The 17,288-nt window shown below is 68.7% G+C and carries 14 protein-coding genes; 10 read left to right on the forward strand and 4 right to left on the reverse strand.

The genetic code is table 11. From position 1 onward, the window contains the following. A partial coding sequence (locus VF536_RS02160) for a TetR family transcriptional regulator (protein WP_331613141.1) occupies window positions 1–679 on the reverse strand: 679 nt, incomplete at its 3' end. 215 nt (window positions 680–894) lie between these two features. On the opposite strand from VF536_RS02160, the gene VF536_RS02165 reads away from it, so the two are divergent. From VF536_RS02165 to VF536_RS02175, 3 genes are read left to right on the forward strand one after another with little or no spacing between them, the layout of a single operon-like run. Then, on the forward strand, window positions 895–2,148 hold the full coding sequence (locus VF536_RS02165) for an efflux RND transporter periplasmic adaptor subunit (RefSeq protein ID WP_414710260.1): 1,254 nt from the start codon (window positions 895–897) through the stop codon (window positions 2,146–2,148). A gap of 29 nt (window positions 2,149–2,177) precedes the next feature. Next, entirely contained in the window at window positions 2,178–5,363 is a 3,186-nt protein-coding gene (locus tag VF536_RS02170) for an efflux RND transporter permease subunit (protein ID WP_331613142.1), read from the forward strand. Window positions 5,364–5,365: 2 nt separating this feature from the next. Beyond that, window positions 5,366–6,784 (forward strand): efflux transporter outer membrane subunit, encoded by a 1,419-nt coding sequence (locus VF536_RS02175; protein WP_331613143.1) that lies wholly within the window; start codon window positions 5,366–5,368, stop codon window positions 6,782–6,784. Between the two features lie 96 nt (window positions 6,785–6,880). On the opposite strand, the gene VF536_RS02180 is transcribed toward VF536_RS02175, so the two are convergent. The 3 genes from VF536_RS02180 to VF536_RS02190 all read right to left on the reverse strand — a co-directional run bounded on the left by VF536_RS02180 (window position 6,881) and on the right by VF536_RS02190 (window position 10,141). After that, a complete protein-coding gene (locus tag VF536_RS02180; protein ID WP_331613144.1) occupies window positions 6,881–7,783 on the reverse strand; it encodes an NAD(P)-dependent oxidoreductase in 903 nt (300 codons plus the stop codon). A gap of 91 nt (window positions 7,784–7,874) precedes the next feature. Then, on the reverse strand, window positions 7,875–9,011 hold the full coding sequence (locus VF536_RS02185; protein WP_331613145.1) for a PilT/PilU family type 4a pilus ATPase: 1,137 nt from the start codon (window positions 9,009–9,011) through the stop codon (window positions 7,875–7,877). An 86-nt stretch (window positions 9,012–9,097) separates the two neighbouring features. Further along, window positions 9,098–10,141, reverse strand: coding sequence for a type IV pilus twitching motility protein PilT (locus VF536_RS02190; RefSeq protein WP_331613146.1), 1,044 nt, complete (start codon window positions 10,139–10,141; stop codon window positions 9,098–9,100). Window positions 10,142–10,166: 25 nt separating this feature from the next. Here VF536_RS02190 and VF536_RS02195 point away from each other — a divergent pair, with 25 nt between their 5' ends. The 7 genes from VF536_RS02195 to VF536_RS02225 all read left to right on the forward strand — a co-directional run bounded on the left by VF536_RS02195 (window position 10,167) and on the right by VF536_RS02225 (window position 17,118). Beyond that, a complete protein-coding gene (locus tag VF536_RS02195) occupies window positions 10,167–10,898 on the forward strand; it encodes a YggS family pyridoxal phosphate-dependent enzyme (protein ID WP_331613147.1) in 732 nt (243 codons plus the stop codon). Beyond that, complete coding sequence (locus VF536_RS02200) at window positions 10,898–12,436, forward strand: diguanylate cyclase (RefSeq protein ID WP_331613148.1); 1,539 nt, start codon at window positions 10,898–10,900, stop codon at window positions 12,434–12,436. Before VF536_RS02195 ends, VF536_RS02200 begins: the two co-directional genes overlap by 1 nt. 334 nt (window positions 12,437–12,770) lie before the next feature. Further along, window positions 12,771–14,330, forward strand: coding sequence for a methyl-accepting chemotaxis protein (locus tag VF536_RS02205; protein ID WP_331613149.1), 1,560 nt, complete (start codon window positions 12,771–12,773; stop codon window positions 14,328–14,330). Between the two features lie 56 nt (window positions 14,331–14,386). After that, a complete protein-coding gene (locus VF536_RS02210) occupies window positions 14,387–14,725 on the forward strand; it encodes an energy transducer TonB (RefSeq protein WP_331613150.1) in 339 nt (112 codons plus the stop codon). 90 nt (window positions 14,726–14,815) lie between these two features. Next, the gene (locus VF536_RS02215) at window positions 14,816–15,298 is read left to right on the forward strand and encodes a hypothetical protein (protein ID WP_331613151.1); all 483 of its coding nucleotides are present in this window, start codon (window positions 14,816–14,818) and stop codon (window positions 15,296–15,298) included. 98 nt (window positions 15,299–15,396) lie between these two features. Continuing rightward, window positions 15,397–15,666 (forward strand): hypothetical protein, encoded by a 270-nt coding sequence (locus VF536_RS02220; RefSeq protein ID WP_331613152.1) that lies wholly within the window; start codon window positions 15,397–15,399, stop codon window positions 15,664–15,666. A gap of 9 nt (window positions 15,667–15,675) precedes the next feature. Next, window positions 15,676–17,118: a TolC family protein gene (locus tag VF536_RS02225; protein WP_331613153.1), complete on the forward strand. Its 1,443-nt coding sequence runs from the start codon at window positions 15,676–15,678 to the stop codon at window positions 17,116–17,118. Window positions 17,119–17,288 lie beyond the last annotated feature (170 nt).

A 17,288-nucleotide genomic window follows, 5' to 3' on the forward strand; every position in this document is an offset into this window, starting at 1 on the left:
AGACCGGCTGCCGGCCCAGCGCGCCGCGTTCGGCGGCGGTCAGCGGCGGGAAGCGGTTCGGCACCACCACCGTCAGCGAGGACAGGTAATGCTCCAGCCGCGCCTGGCCGACCACGATCAGGTCGAAGGCCTCCGGATCCAGGATCCAGTGATGCAGCAGGCCCCCGATCAGCGCCATCAGCCCGATGGCGGCCTGGTGGGCGTCGACGTCCGGAGGCAGTTGGCCGAGCGACTTGGCGCGCTCGAAGGCCTCGCGGTTGTGGTCGGTCCACTCCCGGTGGGCGGCGACCTTGCGGCCGCGGATCGACGCCATCTCCCCGACGAATTCCACGCGCAGGTTGGCGATCTCGAAAGCGCGGCGTGTGCGGGCATTGAACGCCGCGCAATGCATGACGTTCATCAATCTCAGCCGCAGATCGTCCAATGGACGGTCCGGCCCGGGCGACACCGATGCCTCGAAGTCCTCCTCCAGCGGCATGGTGGCGCGTTCCATCATCGCGTTGAAGAGCTGGACCTTGTCCTCGAAGTGCCAGTACACGGCACCGCGGGTCACGCCGGCGGCCTGCGCGATGTCCTGCAGCGAGGTGCGGGAGACGCCGCGCTCATGGAACAGCTGTTCCGCGGCGTCGAGCAGACGGGCGCGGGTTTCCTGGGCTTCTTGTTTGGTGCGGCGGGCCATGCGTCGATTGTAGAAGCACACGGCAGAAACATACATGCATGAATGTATGTATATACTGCGCGACTTTGGTCGAACCGTACCGATGCCGTACGTCGTGGCAGAAGCGCCAGGGCGAGGGTCGCGGTTTGCCCCGTCCGCGCGGCTGTCCAGGCCGGGCCGACCCCAATCTGCGAATCTGCACTTCGAATCTGTACTGCGAGAGGAATCCCATCGTGATGTCTACCCCTCTGACGAAAGCAACGCGCCCGAGCCTGAAGGCCGGCGAGCGCATGCTTTATCTGTTGCCGCTGGTGATCTCGCTCGCCGCGGTGCTGACCGCGTGCGGCAAGGACGAGAAGGCCGCGGGGGCCCCTGGCGGCGGCATGCCGCCGGCCAACGTGGGCGTGGTGACGGTGGGTCAGCAGGCGGTCGCGCTGCAGACCGAGCTGCCGGGCCGGGTCGAGGCGCTGCGCACCGCGCAGGTCCGCGCCCGCGTCAACGGCGTGATCCTGAAGCGCCTGTTCACCGAAGGCTCCGAAGTGAAGGCCGGCCAGGCGCTGTTCCTGATCGACCCGGCGCCGTACCAGGCCCAGCTCGACAGCGCCAACGCCAACGTGGCCAAGGCGCAGGCGAATGAAGCCCAGGCTGCCGCGCAGGCCGCGCGCAACAAGCCGCTGGCCGACGCCAAGGCGATCAGCCAGCAGGAATACATCACCTCGGTCGCGACCGCCAAGGCCGCCGCGGCTGACGTGGCCGCCGCCAAGGCCGCCGCGGTGACGGCCAAGCTGAGCCTGGACTACGCGCATGTCTACGCCCCAATCGCCGGCCGCATCGGCCGCGCGCTGGTGACGGAAGGCGCGCTGGTCGGCGCCGCGGATGCCACGCAGCTGGCGCTGATCCAGCAGGTCAGCAGCGTCTACGTGAACTTCACGCAGTCGGCCAACGAGGTGCAGGCGATGCGCCGCGCGCTGGCCGCCGGCCAGCTGCGCAGTGCCGGCGCCAATGCCGCGCAGGTGGAGATCGTCGGCGACGACGGCGCCGTGCTGCCGCGCACCGGCAAGCTGCTGTTCACCGACCTGACGGTCGACCCGACCTCGGGCCAGGTCACGCTGCGCGCTGAAGTGCCCAACCCCGACAACGCCCTGCTGCCCGGCCAGTACGTCCGCGTGCGCGTGGCGCAGGCGGAACTGCCGTCGGCCATCCTGCTGCCGCAGCAGGCGGTGACGCGCGGCTCGACCGGCGACACGGTGCTGGTGGTCGGTCCCGACAACAAGCCCGCGCCGCGCAAGGTCAAGATCGGCAATGCGATCGGCAACCAGTGGGTGGTGCTCGACGGCCTGAAGGCCGGCGAGAAGGTCATCGCCGACGGCTTCCAGAAGATGTTCGTGCCGGGCGCACCGGTGAATCCGGTGCCGTTCAACCCGGCGAGCGCCGCGTCCGGTGCCGCCTCCGGCGCAGCTCCCTCGGCCTCGGCCGCGGCGAGCCGCTGAGCGCCTGACGCTCAGGAAGGATCCAAGACATGGCACGTTTCTTCATTGATCGCCCCATCTTCGCGTGGGTGATCGCCTTGTTCATCCTGGTCTTCGGCGGGGTGGCGATCACCCAGCTGCCGGTGGCGCAGTACCCGACCGTGGCGCCGCCTTCGCTGGTGATCTCGGTGGCGTATCCCGGCGCGTCAGCCAAGACCCTGGACGAGGCGGTCGTTTCCGTCATCGAGCAGGAGCTCAACGGCGCGCCCGGCCTGGCCTACATGGAATCGATCAGCCAGGCCAACGGCACCGGCTCGATCACGGTGACCTTCGAATCGGGCACCAACATCGACCTGGCGCAGGTCGAGATCCAGAACCGCCTCTCGCGCGCCACGCCGCGCCTGCCGGCGGCGGTCACGCAGCAGGGCGTGCGCGTCGACAAGTCGCGCTCCAACTTCCTGCTGTTCGTGACGATGGCGTCCAAGGACGGCTCGATGGACCCGATCGCGCTGGGCGACTACGCCGCCCGCAACATCGTCCCTGAAATCCAGCGCATCCCCGGCGTCGGCCAGGCGCAGCTGTTCGGTTCCGAGCGCGCGATGCGCATCTGGCTGGATCCGGCCAAGATGCAGTCGTACAACCTCAGCCCCGCGGAGGTGAGCGCCGCGGTCGGCGCGCAGAACGCGCTGGTGCCGGCCGGCGTGCTGGGCGACCGCCCGAACACGACCAGCCAGACCATGTCCGCGACCATCGTGGTCAAGGGCCAGCTCGAGGACAAGGCGCAGTTCGAGAAGATCGTGCTGCGCGCCAACACCGACGGCTCCAAGGTGCTGCTGAAGGACGTCGCCCGCATCGAGCTGGGCGGCCAGAGCTACGCCACCTACACGCGACTGAACGGCCAGCCGTCCACCGGCATCGGCGTGCAGCTGTCGCCGACCGGCAATGCGCTGGGCACCGCCAACGCGATCAAGCAGCGCATGGAGGAACTGAAGAAGTTCTTCCCCGCCGGCGTGGTCTACACCGTCCCGTACGACTCGTCGAAGTTCGTGAAGATCTCGATCTCCCAGGTGGTCGAGACGCTGATCGAGGCGATCGTGCTGGTGTTCCTGGTGATGTACCTGTTCCTGCAGGACTGGCGCTACACGCTGATCCCGACGCTGGTGGTGCCGGTGGCGCTGCTGGGGACCTTCGGGATCATGCTGGCGCTGGGCTTCTCGATCAACGTGCTGACGCTGTTCGGCATGGTGCTGGCGATCGGCATCCTGGTCGACGACGCGATCGTGGTCGTCGAGAACGTCGAGCGCATCATGAGCGAGGAGGGCCTGAGTCCTCGTGAAGCGACCAAGAAGGCGATGGGCCAGATCTCGGGCGCCATCATCGGCATCACCACGGTGCTGATCGCGGTGTTCGTGCCGATGGCCTTCTTCTCGGGCTCGGTGGGCAACATCTACCGCCAGTTCTCGCTGGCGATGGTGGCGTCGATGGCGCTGTCGGCGCTGATGGCGCTGTCGCTGACGCCGGCGCTGTGCGCGACGCTGCTCAAGCCGGTCGAGGCCGGCCACCACCACGAGAAGCGCGGCTTCTTCGGCTGGTTCAACCGCGGCTTCTCGCGCACCGCCAAGGGCTACGAAGGTTGGGTGTCCAAGCTGCTCAAGCGCAGCGGCAGCATGATGGTGGCCTTCGCCGCGATCGTGGCCGTCGTGGGCTGGCTGTACATCCGCATGCCGACGTCCTTCCTGCCCAACGAAGACCAGGGCTACCTGATCGTCAATGTGCAGCTGCCGCCGGGCGCGACGTCCAACCGGACCGAGCAGGCCGTCGCCGCCGTCGAGAACTTCCTGCACAAGCAGCCGGAAGTGGCCGACACCATCGGCGTGATCGGCTTCTCCTTCTCGGGTCAGGGGCAGAACGCCGCGCTGGTGTTCGTGCCGCTGAAGCCGTGGGAGGAGCGCGGCGGCAAGGAGCACAGCGCGCAGGCGCTGGCCGGCCGCGTGATGGGCGCGATGATGGTGGGGGTGCGCGACGCGTTCATCTTCCCGCTGTCGCCGCCCCCGATCCCGGAACTGGGCACGGCCACCGGCTTCGCGCTGCGTCTGCAGGACCGCGGCGGTCTCGGCCACGAGGCGCTGCTCAACGCGCGCAACCAGCTGATGGGCATGGCGCAGAAGAGCAAGATCATCACCGGCATGCGTCCGGACGGTCTGGAAGACGCGCCGCAGCTGCAGATCGACATCGACCGCGAGAAGGCGCAGGCGCTGGGCGTCGGCTACGACACGATCGCGCGCACGCTGGGCATCCAGCTGGGCTCGACCTACGTCAACGACTTCCCGAGCAGCGGCCGCATGCAGCGCGTCGTGGTGCAGGCCGACGCGCCCAAGCGCATGTCGCCCGAGGACATCCTGTCCATCAACGTCACGAACGCGCAGGGCGCCAACGTGCCGCTGTCGGCCTTCGCGTCCAGCCACTGGATCACCGGCCAGATGCAGGCCACCCGCTACAACGGCTATCCGGCGATGCGCCTGGCCGGCGATGCGGCGCCGGGCGCCTCGACGGGCCAGGCGATGAAGGAGCTGGAGACCATGATCCAGCAGCTCCCGCCGGGCATCGGCTACGAATGGACCAGCCTGTCCCGCGAGGAGAAGCTGTCCGGCTCGCAGGCGGGCATCCTGCTGGCGTTCTCGCTGCTGGCGGTGTTCCTCTGCCTGGCCGCGTTGTACGAGAGCTGGTCCATCCCGCTGTCGGTGCTGCTGGTGGTCCCGCTGGGCCTGCTGGGCGCACTGGCCGGGGCGACGTTGCGCGGCATGCCCAACGACGTGTACTTCAAGGTCGGCCTGATCACCATCATCGGCCTGTCGGCGAAGAACGCGATCCTGATCATCGAGTTCGCCAAGGACCTGCAGGCGCAGGGCAAGGGGCTGGTCGAGTCGGTGCTGGAGGCGGCGCACCTGCGCTTCCGTCCCATCATCATGACCTCGATGGCCTTCATCCTGGGCGTGACGCCGCTGTTCTTCGCCAGCGGCGCGGGCTCGGCGAGCCAGCGCGCGATCGGCACCGGCGTGCTGTCGGGCATGGTCACCGCGACCTTGCTGGCGGTGATCTTCGTGCCGGTGTTCTTCCTGGTCGTGCGCCGCTTCTTCAAGGGCAGCGAGCGCCAGAACAAGCTCTACGCCCACGAACTGGACGGACCGGATCCGACCAAGGCCATCGCGGCCGCCAAGAACGCGGACGGAGTCTGAAGATGATGACAAGCAAACTTTCCGTGTTGGCCGCGGCGGCCGCGACCGTGGCGCTGCTGACCGGCTGTGTGAACCTCGCGCCCGACCACCAGCGCCCGGACGCGCCGGTGGCGCCGCAGTGGCCGCAAGGCCCGGGCGCCGAGGCGACCGACGCCAAGGCCGCGACCGAGCTGCAATGGCAGCAGTTCTTCCGCGACGAACGGCTCAAGCAGCTGATCGATCTCGCACTGAAGAACAACCGCGACCTGCGCATCGCGCTGCTGAATGTCGACGTGGCGCGGGCGCAGGCCAATGTCACGGCGGCGAACCGGTGGCCGACGGTCAACGCCGGCTTCTCGGCCTCGCGCGGACCGCAGACCACGGCGAACGGCGACAGCCGCATCGTCAACGCCTACCAGGCGGGCCTGCAGATCACCTCGTACGAGATCGACCTGTTCAGCCGCGTCAAGAACCAGAGCGCCGCGTCCTTCGCGCAGTACCTGGCCACGGGCGAGGCGGCGCGTTCCGCGCAGATCAGCCTGGTGGCCGGCGTCGCGTCGGCCTACCTGGCGGTCCAGGCCGACGAGGAACTGCTGGCGCTGACGCGCCAGACGCTGGCCACGCGCGAGGACAGCCTGAAGCTGATGCAGCTGAAGTTCGACAACGGCGCGGCGTCCAACCTGGACCTGAGCACCGCGAAGTCGTCGTACGAAGCGGCGCGTGCCACGCTGGCGCAAGCCGAGCGCACACGGCAGCAGGACCTGAACGCGTTGACGCTGCTGGTGGGGCAGGGCGTGCCGGACTCGCTGCCGCAGTCCAGGCCGCTGAGCGACCAGACAATGGGTGCGCTGCTGGCGGGCATGCCGTCGCAAGTGCTGGTGGGCCGACCTGACGTGGTCCAGGCCGAGCAGCAGCTGGTGGCGGCGGAGGCCAACATCGGTGTCGCGCGGGCGGCCTACTTCCCGAGCATCACGCTGACGAGCAGCGTGGGCACGGCGAGCAGCGCGCTGCGTGACCTGTTCAGCCAGAGTGCCTGGAGCATCGCCGGTTCGGCGCTGATGCCGATCTTCGACGCGGGGCGCGTGCGCAACAACGTCGACGCGGCCAAGGCCAACCGCGAGATCGCGGTCGCGCAGTACGAGAAGGTCGTGCAGACGGCGTTCCGCGAAGTGGCCGATGCATTGGCCGGCCGCGCGACGCTCGATGAGCAGCTGCGCGCGCAGGATGCGCAGGCGGCGGCGGAAGCGACGCGGCTGGAGCTGGTCGACCTGAGCTTCCGCAACGGTGCGGCGTCGAGCCTCGATCTGCTGGACGCGCAACGCGCGACCTTCGCCGCGCAGCAGGCGGCACTGCAGGTGCGCCTGGCGCAATTGCAGAACCAGGTGCAGCTATACAAGGTGCTGGGCGGCGGGGTATCGAGCGGAGCCGTGGTCAGCCAGTGACTGTGGGGCCGGAATGATGCGAGGGGTTCCCGGAGGGATGCCCCTTGCGTCGTGGAGAGCCCGCGCTTGGCGATCCGACCGACGGCGTCCTGACGATCAGCGCAGCCGCTTGATCAGACTCGACGTATCGAAGCGGTTCCCACCCATTTCCTGCACATCCGCATAGAACTGGTCGACCAGCGCGGTCACCGGCACGCGGGCGCCGTTGCGACGCGCTTCATCGAGCACGAGTCCGAGGTCCTTGCGCATCCAGTCCACGGCGAAGCCGAAGTCGAACTTGTCTTCGACCATGGTCTTGCCGCGGTTGTCCATCTGCCAGCTCTGGGCGGCGCCTTTGCCGATGACGTCGAGCACCAGCGCCATCGGCAGGCCGCTCTTCTGACCGAAGGCGATGGCTTCCGACAGTCCTTGGACGATGCCCGCGATGCAGATCTGGTTGACCATCTTGGCGAGCTGTCCCGCGCCGGCGTCGCCCACGCGGGTGACCGCCTTGGCGAAGTGGATGGCATACGGGCGGATCTTGTCGAAGACCGCTTCATCGCCGCCGCACATGACCGTCAGCGCGCCGTTGACCGCGCCGGCCTGACCGCCGGAGACCGGCGCATCGATGAAGTGCAGGCCGAGCTTCTGCGCTTCAGCGGCGAGTTCGCGCGCGACCTCGGCCGAGGCGGTCGTGTGGTCGACGAAGACCGCGCCCGGCTTCATGCCGGCGAAGGCGCCGTCGGCGCCCAGCACGACCGAGCGCAGGTCGGCGTCATTGCCGACGCAGCAGAAGACGATGTCCGCGTCCTTGGCCGCCTCGCGCGGCGTCGCGGCGGACTGGCCGCCGAACTCCGAGGTCCAGGCCTGGGCCTTCGCAGGCGACCGGTTGTAGACCGTGACCTGCTGACCGGCCTTGGCCAGATGGCCCGCCATCGGGAAGCCCATCACGCCGAGCCCCAGGAAGGACACGCGGAGGGACGGAGTCGATTCGTAGGAACGCTGGCCGATGCTGCTCATGGAAGGACCTGTCGCGAGGTGTTGAAGACCTGACGATTGTGGCTCCTTCGCAGTGATGCCCTGTGCGCCCCGCGTCGCCGCGGCATTGCGCTTAAACGATGGTCAGATGCTCGGTGCCCGACGACAGATCGCCGCTACGCGCCCGCTCGCTGTTGAGCTTGATCTGCAGGCGCAGGTCGTTGACCGAGTCGGCGTTGCGCAGCGCGTCCTCGTAGGTCACCTTGCCCATCTCGTAGAGGTCGAACAGCGCCTGGTCGAAGGTCTGCATGCCGAGCTCGCGCGAGCGCTTCATGATCTCCTTGATCTCGCCCACCTCGCCCTTGAAGATCAGGTCGCTGATCAGCGGGGTGTTCAGCAGGATCTCGACCGCCGCCACCCGGCCCTTGCCCTCCTGGCGCGGCAGCAGCCGCTGCGACACCAGCGCCTTCAGGTTGAGCGACAAGTCCATCAGCAGCTGCGCGCGCCGCTCTTCCGGGAAGAAGTTGATGATCCGGTCCAGCGCCTGGTTGGCGCTGTTGGCGTGCAGCGTGGCCATGCACAGGTGACCGGTCTCGGCGAAGGCCACCGCGTGTTCCATCGTCTCGCGGTCGCGGATCTCACCCATCAGGATCACGTCCGGCGCCTGGCGCAGGGTGTTCTTCAGCGCCTGCTCCCAGCCTTCGGTGTCGAGGCCGACCTCGCGCTGGCTGACGATGCAGTTCTTGTGCGGGTGCACGAATTCGACCGGGTCCTCGATCGTGATGATGTGGCCGTAGGTCGTCTGGTTGCGGTGGTCCACCATCGCCGCCAGCGAGGTGCTCTTGCCCGAACCGGTCGCGCCGACCAGGATCACCAGCCCGCGCTTGGTCTGGACCACGTCCTTGAGGATGCCGGGCAGCTCCAGCGACTCGATGGTCGGCAGCGTCTGCGGAATCGTCCGCAGCACCAGCGCCACGTGGCCCTGCTGGATGTAGGCGTTGACCCGGAAGCGCCCGATGCCCTGCGGCGAGATCGCGAAGTTGCACTCCTTGGTGCGCTCGAAATCGGCGGCCTGCTTGTCGTTCATGATGGACCGCGCCAGCTGCAGCGTGTGCTGGCCGGTCAGCGGTTGCGGCGACACCTTGGTCACCTTGCCGTCGACCTTCACCGCAGGCGGGAACTCCGCCGTCAGGAACAGGTCGGAGCCCTTGCGCGACACCATCAGGCGAAGCAGGTCGTTGATGAACTTGGTGGCCTGATCGCGTTCCATGGCGGCGTCCTGTCCTGTGTGCCGGGGCGTCGGCGCTCAGTCCGCCCGCGCCCGGTCGATTTGTCGTTGTGGTGGGCGCGTTCCGCTCAGCCGGGGAAGTTCTCGGGCATCTTCGCCTTGGCGCGCGCCTCGGCCGGCGTGATGATGTTGCGGCGGACCATCTCGGTGAGGTTCTGGTCCAGCGTCTGCATGCCCAGGTTGTTGCCGGTCTGGATCGACGAGTACATCTGCGCGACCTTGTTCTCCCGGATCAGGTTCCGGATGGCCGAGGTGCCCAGCATGATCTCGTGCGCCGCGACCCGGCCGTTGCCGTCCTTGGTCTTGCACAGGGTCTGCGAGATCACCGCCTGCAGCGATTCCGAGAGCATGGCGCGGACCATGTCCTTCTCCGCGGCGGGGAAGACGTCGACGATCCGGTCCACCGTCTTGGCGGCCGACGAGGTGTGCAGCGTGCCGAAGACCAGGTGGCCCGTTTCCGCGGCGGTCAGCGCCAGGCGGATGGTTTCCAGGTCCCGCATCTCGCCGACCAGGATGCAGTCCGGGTCTTCGCGCAGCGCCGAGCGCAGCGCGTTGGAGAAGCTCATCGTCTGCGGACCCACTTCGCGCTGGTTGACCAGGCACTTCTTGGATTCGTGGACGAACTCGATCGGGTCCTCGACGGTCAGGATGTGGCCGTACTCGTTCTCGTTGAGGTGGTTGACCATCGCGGCCAGCGTCGTGCTCTTGCCGGAGCCGGTCGGCCCCGTCACCAGCACCATGCCGCGCGGCTTCATCGCGAGTTCGGTGAACACCTTCGGGCAGTTCAGCTGCTCGAGGGTCAGGATCTTGCTCGGAATGGTCCGGAACACCGCCCCCGCGCCGCGGTTGTGGTTGAACGCGTTCACGCGGAAACGCGCCAGCCCCTGGATCTCGAACGAGAAGTCGACTTCCAGCGTCTCCTCGTAGGACTTGCGCTGGGCGTCGCTCATGATGTCGTAGACCATGTCGTGCACCTGACGGTGCTCGAGGGCCTCGACGTTGATGCGGCGCACGTCGCCATGGACGCGGATCATGGGGGGCAGCCCGGCGGACAAGTGAAGGTCGGAGGCCTTGTTCTTGACCGAGAATGCCAGCAGTTGGGTGATGTCCATGGGATGAGGAAAAGCGTGGGCGATTATGGCGACGATCTCCGAGAACATACAACAGCTCCATGGCCGCATTCAGAGGGCTTGCCAGCAGGCGTCGCGGCCTGTCGACAGCGTCACGCTGCTGGTGGTAACAAAGACTTTCCCGGCTTCGGATGTGCGAGAGGCCTTCGAGGCGGGTGAGCGCCGCTTCGGGGAGAACTACGTCCAGGAGGGGGTCGACAAGATCGACGCCCTGGCCGACCTGCGCGGACGGGTCGAATGGCACCTGATCGGCCCGCTGCAGAGCAACAAGACCCGGGTCGTGGCCGAGCGCTTCGACTGGGTGCACAGCGTGAACCGCCTCAAGATCGCCCAGCGCCTGGCGGAGCAGCGCCCGCCGGGGCTGCCGCCGCTGAACGTCTGCCTGCAGGTCAACATCAGCGGCGAGGACAGCAAGAGCGGCCTGGCGCCGGCGGAGGTCGCCGAGGTCGCCCGTGCCGTCGCCGCGCTGCCGACGCTGCGCCTGCGCGGCCTGATGGCGATCCCCGAGCCGGCCGCCACGCTGGAGGAACAGCGCCGCCCCCACCGCGCGCTGGCTGAGCTGTCGGCCGCGCTGAACCGGGACTTCGATCTGGGCCTGGACACGCTCAGCATGGGCATGAGCGCCGACATGGACGCCGCGATCCTGGAGGGCGCCACGATGGTGCGCGTCGGTTCGGCGATCTTCGGCGCGCGTGCGCGACCGGAGCCTCCCTCGGCCCCTTCTCCTCCGGCGGCGTGATGGATGCGCTGCAGCGCCCGACGGATCTGGTGCCCGAAACCCCGGGCAGCCTGTCGATCCGGGCGCTCTGGCGCGAAGGCCGGGCGGCGGAGCGGGGTTGGGTGCTCGGCGGCTGGTTCGCGACGATCGTCGCGTGTGTCCTGCTCGGGCTGGCCACGGTCCGGGAGGGGTGGTCCGGCATCCCGGTCGACCTCGGCGGGGCCGATGCGTTCCTGACCTTCTATCCACCGATCCCGCTGTGCCTGTGGTGGACGCTGTGTTTCGGCTGGCGCTGGGGCGCCGTGCCGGCATGGCTGGCGACCTTCGTTCTGGCGTGGGCCGCGGGCATGTCGGTCGCCTGGGCGGCGCTGTTCGCCTGCGCCAATCCCCTCGGGCTGGGCGTGCTGGCTCTGGGCTACCGCGCCGTCGGCGCGCCGCGCGGGCTGCGCAGCCTGCGGGCCTGGCTGTTCTTCGTGCCGCTGTGCTTCGTCGCGGCCGTGTTCAGTTCCTCGGGCGCGTTGATCTGGAACTTCAGCCACGACCTCCCCGCGTACCGCCAGTTGCCGATCTGGCAGGGCTGGTGGCTGGGCGCGTTCCTGCAGAGCGTGCTGCTCGGCGGACCGCTGATGGCGCTGACCTGGCCGCGCCTGTCGCGCTGGATCGTGGCCCGCGCGGGCCTGTTCACGCCGCCGCCCAGCGGCCGCCGCGCGATGGGACTGGGACTGCTGTTCGCGATCGTGCTGGCGGTGCAGGGCTACGGACTGGTCAGCCTGGGGCTGGGATCTCAGCAGTTGCGGACGGCGCTCGGCAGTCACGACTGGGCGAAGCTGGACGAAGCCTCGCGCGTGATGCTCAGCACCGCCTGGGTGTTCTTCTGGGTCTTCACGCTGATCGTGCTGTTCGTCGCCCAGTTCGGCTACCAGGCCTTGTCGCGCTGGCTGCGTTCGACCGAGGCGCTGGTGGCGCAGTTGGCGCAGGTGAACGCGGAACTGGAGCAGCGCTCGCGGACCGACGGCCTGACCGGACTGGCCAATCGCATGGCGACGGAGGAGGGCCTGCGCGCCCTGCTGCGCACCGTGCGGCGTTACCGGACCCCGTCCGCGCTGCTGATGCTCGACATCGACCATTTCAAGCAGGTCAACGACCGTCATGGACACGCCGCGGGCGACGCGGTGATCCGCTCGCTGGCGCAGGTGTTGAAGGCGTCTTCGCGCGACGTGGATCTGCCCGGCCGGTTTGGCGGAGAGGAGTTCGTCGTCGGGCTTGCCCACACGGATCTGCCAGGTGCGAGACGCTTTGCGGAGCGCCTTCGCGAGCGGATCGCCGCCACGCCTGTGGCGGTCGACCTGAAGGACGGCGGATCGGCGTCGATCGCGTACACCGTCAGCATCGGCGTGACCGTGCTGCGGGAGAACGACCCCGGCGTTGAGGACGCGCTGCGCCGGGCGGACGCCGCGATGTACCGCGCCAAGGCGGGCGGGCGCAATCGCGTCGAGGTCGTCGACACAGACGTTGTGGCGGGTGCGGGCGCCGTGCCCTCGGCACCGGGCAAGCCCTGACCCCTGCGGATCGACGGCCGCCGCGGTTACCGCCCGGGTACAGGGTCCGCGCGGGGGTCTTGCGCAGGAATGTGCAGGAATCGTGAAACCCCGACCAGCGGCTCATTAGGGCTTCTACCGAGTGCCCGCCAAGTGGTTCGGCGGACCGCTTTCAATCAGTTGCAAGTGCCGCGTCAGAATTCACGGGGCCCTGATCCCGCCCTGCAATCCCCGATTCAAGTGCAACGATGATCGCGCCGAAGCCGATGGTCGGACCACGCCGCTGGCGCCACAAGCGCTCGCGGATCCGCTGCGGTCCGGTCATTCAAACAACTCAATCGTTGCGAGGGAATCGATGTCGTTTCTGTCCCGCCTGCGTATCGGCCAGCGTCTGACGCTGAGCTACGCGCTGCTGATCCTGCTGCTGGTCGTGATCGGCGCCTTCGGCGCCCACAACGCCAGCCGCCTCTCCCATGACCTGAGCACGACGGCCAATTCCAGCCTGGTGAAGATCGCGCTGGCCAACGCGTTGGAGAGCGACGTCAACGTCATCGCCCGCGCCTCGCGCGACCTGCTGCTGCTGGACACCGCCAACGCCATCAAGCGCCAGAAGGCAGACATCGCGGCCGCGCTCGAGGACGGCCAGAAGCAGCTGACCGAGCTCGACGGCAAGGTCTCCGACGCGAAGGACAAGGAACTCGCCGCCAAGGTGCGCGAGGCCCAGACCAAGTTCGTCGACTCGGTGTCGAAGTTCCTGAAGGTGCAGCAGGACGGCAGCCCGGACGAAGCGCGCGAAGCGCTGATCAAGGACGTGCGTCCCGCGCAGAAGGATTACCAGGACACGCTGAAGAGCCTGGTCGACCTGCAGTTCGCCAACGGCCGCGACCTCGCCGAAGGCGGCGCCAAGCTGGCCAACCAGTCGATCCTCATCACCGGCGCGCTGGTGCTGATCGCCGTGGTCATCGGCAGCGTCGGCGGCCTGACGATCGCCCGCTCGATCATCGTGCCGGCCCGCAAGGCCAAGGACGCCGCGCAGGCGATCAGCTCCGGCGACCTGTCGCAGCACATCGAGGTCGAGGGCTCCGACGAACTGGCGCAGATGCTGCACGCGATGCGCGACATGCAGACCGCGCTGTCCGGCGTCGTCGCCAGCGTGAGCTCGGCCGCCGGTGAAGTGGCCCAGAACTCCAACGAGATCGCCGGAAGCAATGTGGACCTGTCGGACCGCACCGCGCGTTCCGCCGAGAGCCTGCAGAACACCGCCGCGTCGGTCGAGCAGATCGCCTCCAACCTGAACGGCGCCAGCGAGCTGACCCGCAAGGCTGCGAGCATCGCGACCAAGGCGCGCCAGTCGGCCTCGGCCGGCGGCACCGTGGTGAGCCAGGTCGTGTCGACGATGGAAGAGATCAGCGCGAGCTCGCGCAAGATCGGCGACATCATCGGCGTCATCGACGGCATCGCCTTCCAGACCAACATCCTGGCGCTGAACGCCGCCGTGGAAGCGGCCCGTGCCGGCGAGCACGGCAAGGGCTTCGCGGTGGTGGCCTCGGAAGTGCGTGCGCTGGCTTCGCGCTCGGCGCAGGCCGCCAAGGAGATCAAGGTGCTGATCCAGGAATCGTCCGTCAAGGTCGAGAACGGCACCGCCCTGGTCAACAACGCCGGCGCGACCATCCGCTCGGTCGTCGACGAGGTCAACAACATGGGCCAGCTGATCGAGGAGATCTCGCACTCGGCCCAGGAGCAGGCGGCCGGCGTCGGCGTCGTGAACAACGCGATGAACGAGCTGGACCGCGCCACGCAGCAGAACACCACGCTGGTGGATGAGCTGACCCGCTCGACCGATTCGCTGCGCGACAGCAGCTCGCGCCTGGTGCAGGCCGTGGGCTTCTTCAGCACCGCGCGCGCCGCTTCCTGAATTCCCAGTTCCTACCGGAAACCCGTTTTCCTCACCCAAGACGTACGAGGTCCCAAATGAGCAAGCATCTGACTACCACTGTTTCCCGCACCCTGCTGGGTCTGGCCGCCGCGCTTGTGCTGGCCGCCGGTGCCCACGCCACCCCGAAGATCGTCAAGAAGGTGCCGCCGGAGTTCCCGGCCGAGGCCGCCCGCCAGTCGATCTCGCAAGGATCCGTGCGCGCCAAGATGAACATCGAGCCGGACGGCAAGGTCTCGGGCGTCGAGATCCTGGAAGCCGAACCGCGCAAGGTCTTCGACAAGGCCGTGACCCGCGCGCTGATGGACTGGAAGTTCGAGCCGAGCGGCCAGAAGGAAACGCACGAGGTCAAGCTCGTGTTCAAGAACGAGGACTGATCGCCGCCGCCGGTCCGCAGGGATCGGTCGACGGATTCTCCGAAGGGCCGCGTGAGCGGCCCTTTTCCGTCTCGCCTACACTCAGGCCCCATGTCCCGCCCGAACGCACCCGGTCCGCGCCGGCTCCTCTGGAGTCGCTGGCTGGTGCTCGCCCTGCTGAGCCTGACCCTGCCGCTGCAGGGCGCGCTGGCCGCGACGATGGGCATCGGCATGGCGCTGATGTCGTCGAACGCGGGCGCCGTCGCGATGACGATGCCGAGCGATTGCCAGGACATGGCGCATGACATGTCCGGCATGAACGGGATGTCGCACGACATGTCCAGCATGGATCACGCCGGCATGGCGGCGATGGACCCCGGCGCGTCGCACGACGATGGCGCGGATCATGCGACCCCCTCCGACCACCATTGCGGCATCTGCCTGCAGTGCTGCATCGGCGCCGCGATGCCGATCGCGTCCCTGACGCCAGCCGCGCACGACCTGCGCGATGCCGCCCCCTCGCTCGACGCCCATGGCGCGCCCGAGCAGTCTCCCCAGCCGCTTGAGCGGCCGCCCAAAGCCTTCCTCGCCTGAACGCCGGCGCTCGTCCCGGACGAGCCGCCGTACGCACCGTCGTCCGCTTGCGCCTCTGCAGCGGATCGGCCGCCATCCTGTTCATCAGCGAGGACGCCATGTCTTCTCGTTTCATTCCCGCACTCGCGCTGGCGATGTGCCTGGGCGCCGCCACGGCCGCGCCGCCCGATCCCGCCGATGCGCGCCTGACTTCCGCCGCGCCGCGGCCCAAGCCTCCCGCGCCCGCATCGAGCGCCGCGGTCGTCGATCCCGGTGTCGGCGACTGGCGTCAAGCCAACCGTCGCGTGCTCGACGCCGGCGGATGGCGCGCGCTGCTGCGCGAGAGCCAGGCGGCTTCGGCGCCGGCCGGCGCGCATCACCACCATTGAGGAGCGCCGATGTCCTCCACAACGAACCCTCGACTTGCGCCTGTCCGTCTGCTGACCGCGCTGGCGGCATTGGCGATGCTGTCGGCCTGCGCCTCGCTGTCGCCCGAGCAGGCCGCCGCGCCTGTTCAGCAGAAGAGCCGCGACTGGCTCGGCGCCGAGCTGCCGTTGCAGCGTTCCGACGAGCAGCGCGCCGCGGCGCGTGCGCGCACCGACGCGCTGCTGGCGGGGCCGCTCAACGCTCAGGGCGCGGTGCAACTGGCGTTGCTCAACCACCGCGGTCTGCAGGCCGGGCTGTACGGCCTGGGCATGGCGGAAGCCGAACGCGTGCAGACGCTGCTCTGGCCGAATCCGGTGCTCAACATCGGCCGGCTCGTCCGTGGCGATGAGCGGGAGATCGAACGCGGGCTCGAATTCAACCTGCTGAGCCTGCTTGGCCGCGGCGCCCGCCAGGATGCCGGCGCCCGCGCCCTCGAACGTGAGCAGGCCCGCGTAGCACAGCAACTGCTCGACGTCGCCGGGCAGGCGCGCCGGACCTGGATCCAGGCGGTCGCGTCGCAGGAGCAATTGCGGCACGCGCGGACGGTGCTCGATTCGGCCTCGGCCGGCGCCGAGCTCGCGCTGCGGATGCGGCAGGCCGGCAACGTCAGCGCGCTGCGCCTGGCGCGCGAGCGCACGGTGCTGGCCGAATCCCAGCTCGCGATGGAGCAGGCGCAGCTTCAGGCGGCGGGCGATCGCGAGGCGCTGATCCGTGCGATCGGCCTCTGGGGTGACGACCTCGCCCTGCTGAAGCTGCCCGAGCGGCTTCCGGACGTCCCCGCCGACTTCCGGACCGCGGACGATGTCGAACGTCAGGCGGTCGCGCAACGGCTCGACATCGTCGTGGCGAAGCGCGAATCGGAGCAGCTCGCCGCACAACTGGGCCTCACGCGCCAGACCGGCCGTGTCAACGTGCTCGAACTCGGCCTGCAGCGCAACAGCAGCAACGAGGAGCCGACCCAGCGCGGCATCGAGCTCAGCATCGAACTGCCGCTGTTCGACTGGGGCCAGGCGCGTGTCGCCGGTGCGCGTGAGGCCTACGGTCAATCGCTGGAACGCACGGCGCAGGTCGCGATCGATGCGCGTTCCGACGTACGCGTCGCCCGCACTCGCGCGGAAGCCGCCTGGCGCATCGCCCGGCGCCATCACGACGAGGTGCTGCCGCTCGCCAGGCAGGTCTCGGACGAGACCCTGCTCCGCTACAACGGCATGCTGGTCGGCGTCATGGACCTGCTGGCCGACGCCCGTGCGCAGGCGCGCGCCGTGTCCGCGACGCTGGCCGCGCAGCGTGACTTCTGGCTCGCGGAATCGACGCTGTCGCAGAGCCTGCTCGGTCCGGTGCGCGATGGCGCGGCCGTGGCCTCTTCTTCCTCGACCGCCGCTGCGCCTGAAGGCGCCGGCGGCGCCGCGCATTGAACGCGCGGCTTCGAAAGGACCTACCGATGATCTCCCGGAGAAACCTCTTCGCCCGAGCGGCCGCGGGGGCGGCGCTCGGCGCCGCCGGCGCGGTGAACGCGAGCGGGGTGTCGCGTGTCGCGATGGCCGCGCTGCCCGAAGCCGCCCAGCGCGACAGCGCCGACACGGCG

Origin of the sequence: Roseateles sp. (genome assembly GCF_036486225.1) — a bacterium.
Taxonomy (GTDB): Bacteria; Pseudomonadota; Gammaproteobacteria; order Burkholderiales; family Burkholderiaceae_C; genus Roseateles.

Bases quoted from the DNA above. Each gene is read 5' to 3' on its own strand.
- VF536_RS02165 (WP_414710260.1), top strand. From the start codon at position 895: ATGTCTACCCCTCTGACGAAAGCAACGCGCCCGAGCCTGAAGGCCGGC.
- VF536_RS02170 (WP_331613142.1), top strand. From the start codon at position 2,178: ATGGCACGTTTCTTCATTGATCGCCCCATCTTCGCGTGGGTGATCGCC.
- VF536_RS02175 (WP_331613143.1), top strand. From the start codon at position 5,366: ATGATGACAAGCAAACTTTCCGTGTTGGCCGCGGCGGCCGCGACCGTG.
- VF536_RS02180 (WP_331613144.1), bottom strand. From the start codon at position 7,783: ATGAGCAGCATCGGCCAGCGTTCCTACGAATCGACTCCGTCCCTCCGC.
- VF536_RS02185 (WP_331613145.1), bottom strand. From the start codon at position 9,011: ATGGAACGCGATCAGGCCACCAAGTTCATCAACGACCTGCTTCGCCTG.
- VF536_RS02190 (WP_331613146.1), bottom strand. From the start codon at position 10,141: ATGGACATCACCCAACTGCTGGCATTCTCGGTCAAGAACAAGGCCTCC.
- VF536_RS02195 (WP_331613147.1), top strand. From the start codon at position 10,167: ATGGCGACGATCTCCGAGAACATACAACAGCTCCATGGCCGCATTCAG.
- VF536_RS02200 (WP_331613148.1), top strand. From the start codon at position 10,898: ATGGATGCGCTGCAGCGCCCGACGGATCTGGTGCCCGAAACCCCGGGC.
- VF536_RS02205 (WP_331613149.1), top strand. From the start codon at position 12,771: ATGTCGTTTCTGTCCCGCCTGCGTATCGGCCAGCGTCTGACGCTGAGC.
- VF536_RS02210 (WP_331613150.1), top strand. From the start codon at position 14,387: ATGAGCAAGCATCTGACTACCACTGTTTCCCGCACCCTGCTGGGTCTG.
- VF536_RS02215 (WP_331613151.1), top strand. From the start codon at position 14,816: ATGTCCCGCCCGAACGCACCCGGTCCGCGCCGGCTCCTCTGGAGTCGC.
- VF536_RS02220 (WP_331613152.1), top strand. From the start codon at position 15,397: ATGTCTTCTCGTTTCATTCCCGCACTCGCGCTGGCGATGTGCCTGGGC.
- VF536_RS02225 (WP_331613153.1), top strand. From the start codon at position 15,676: ATGTCCTCCACAACGAACCCTCGACTTGCGCCTGTCCGTCTGCTGACC.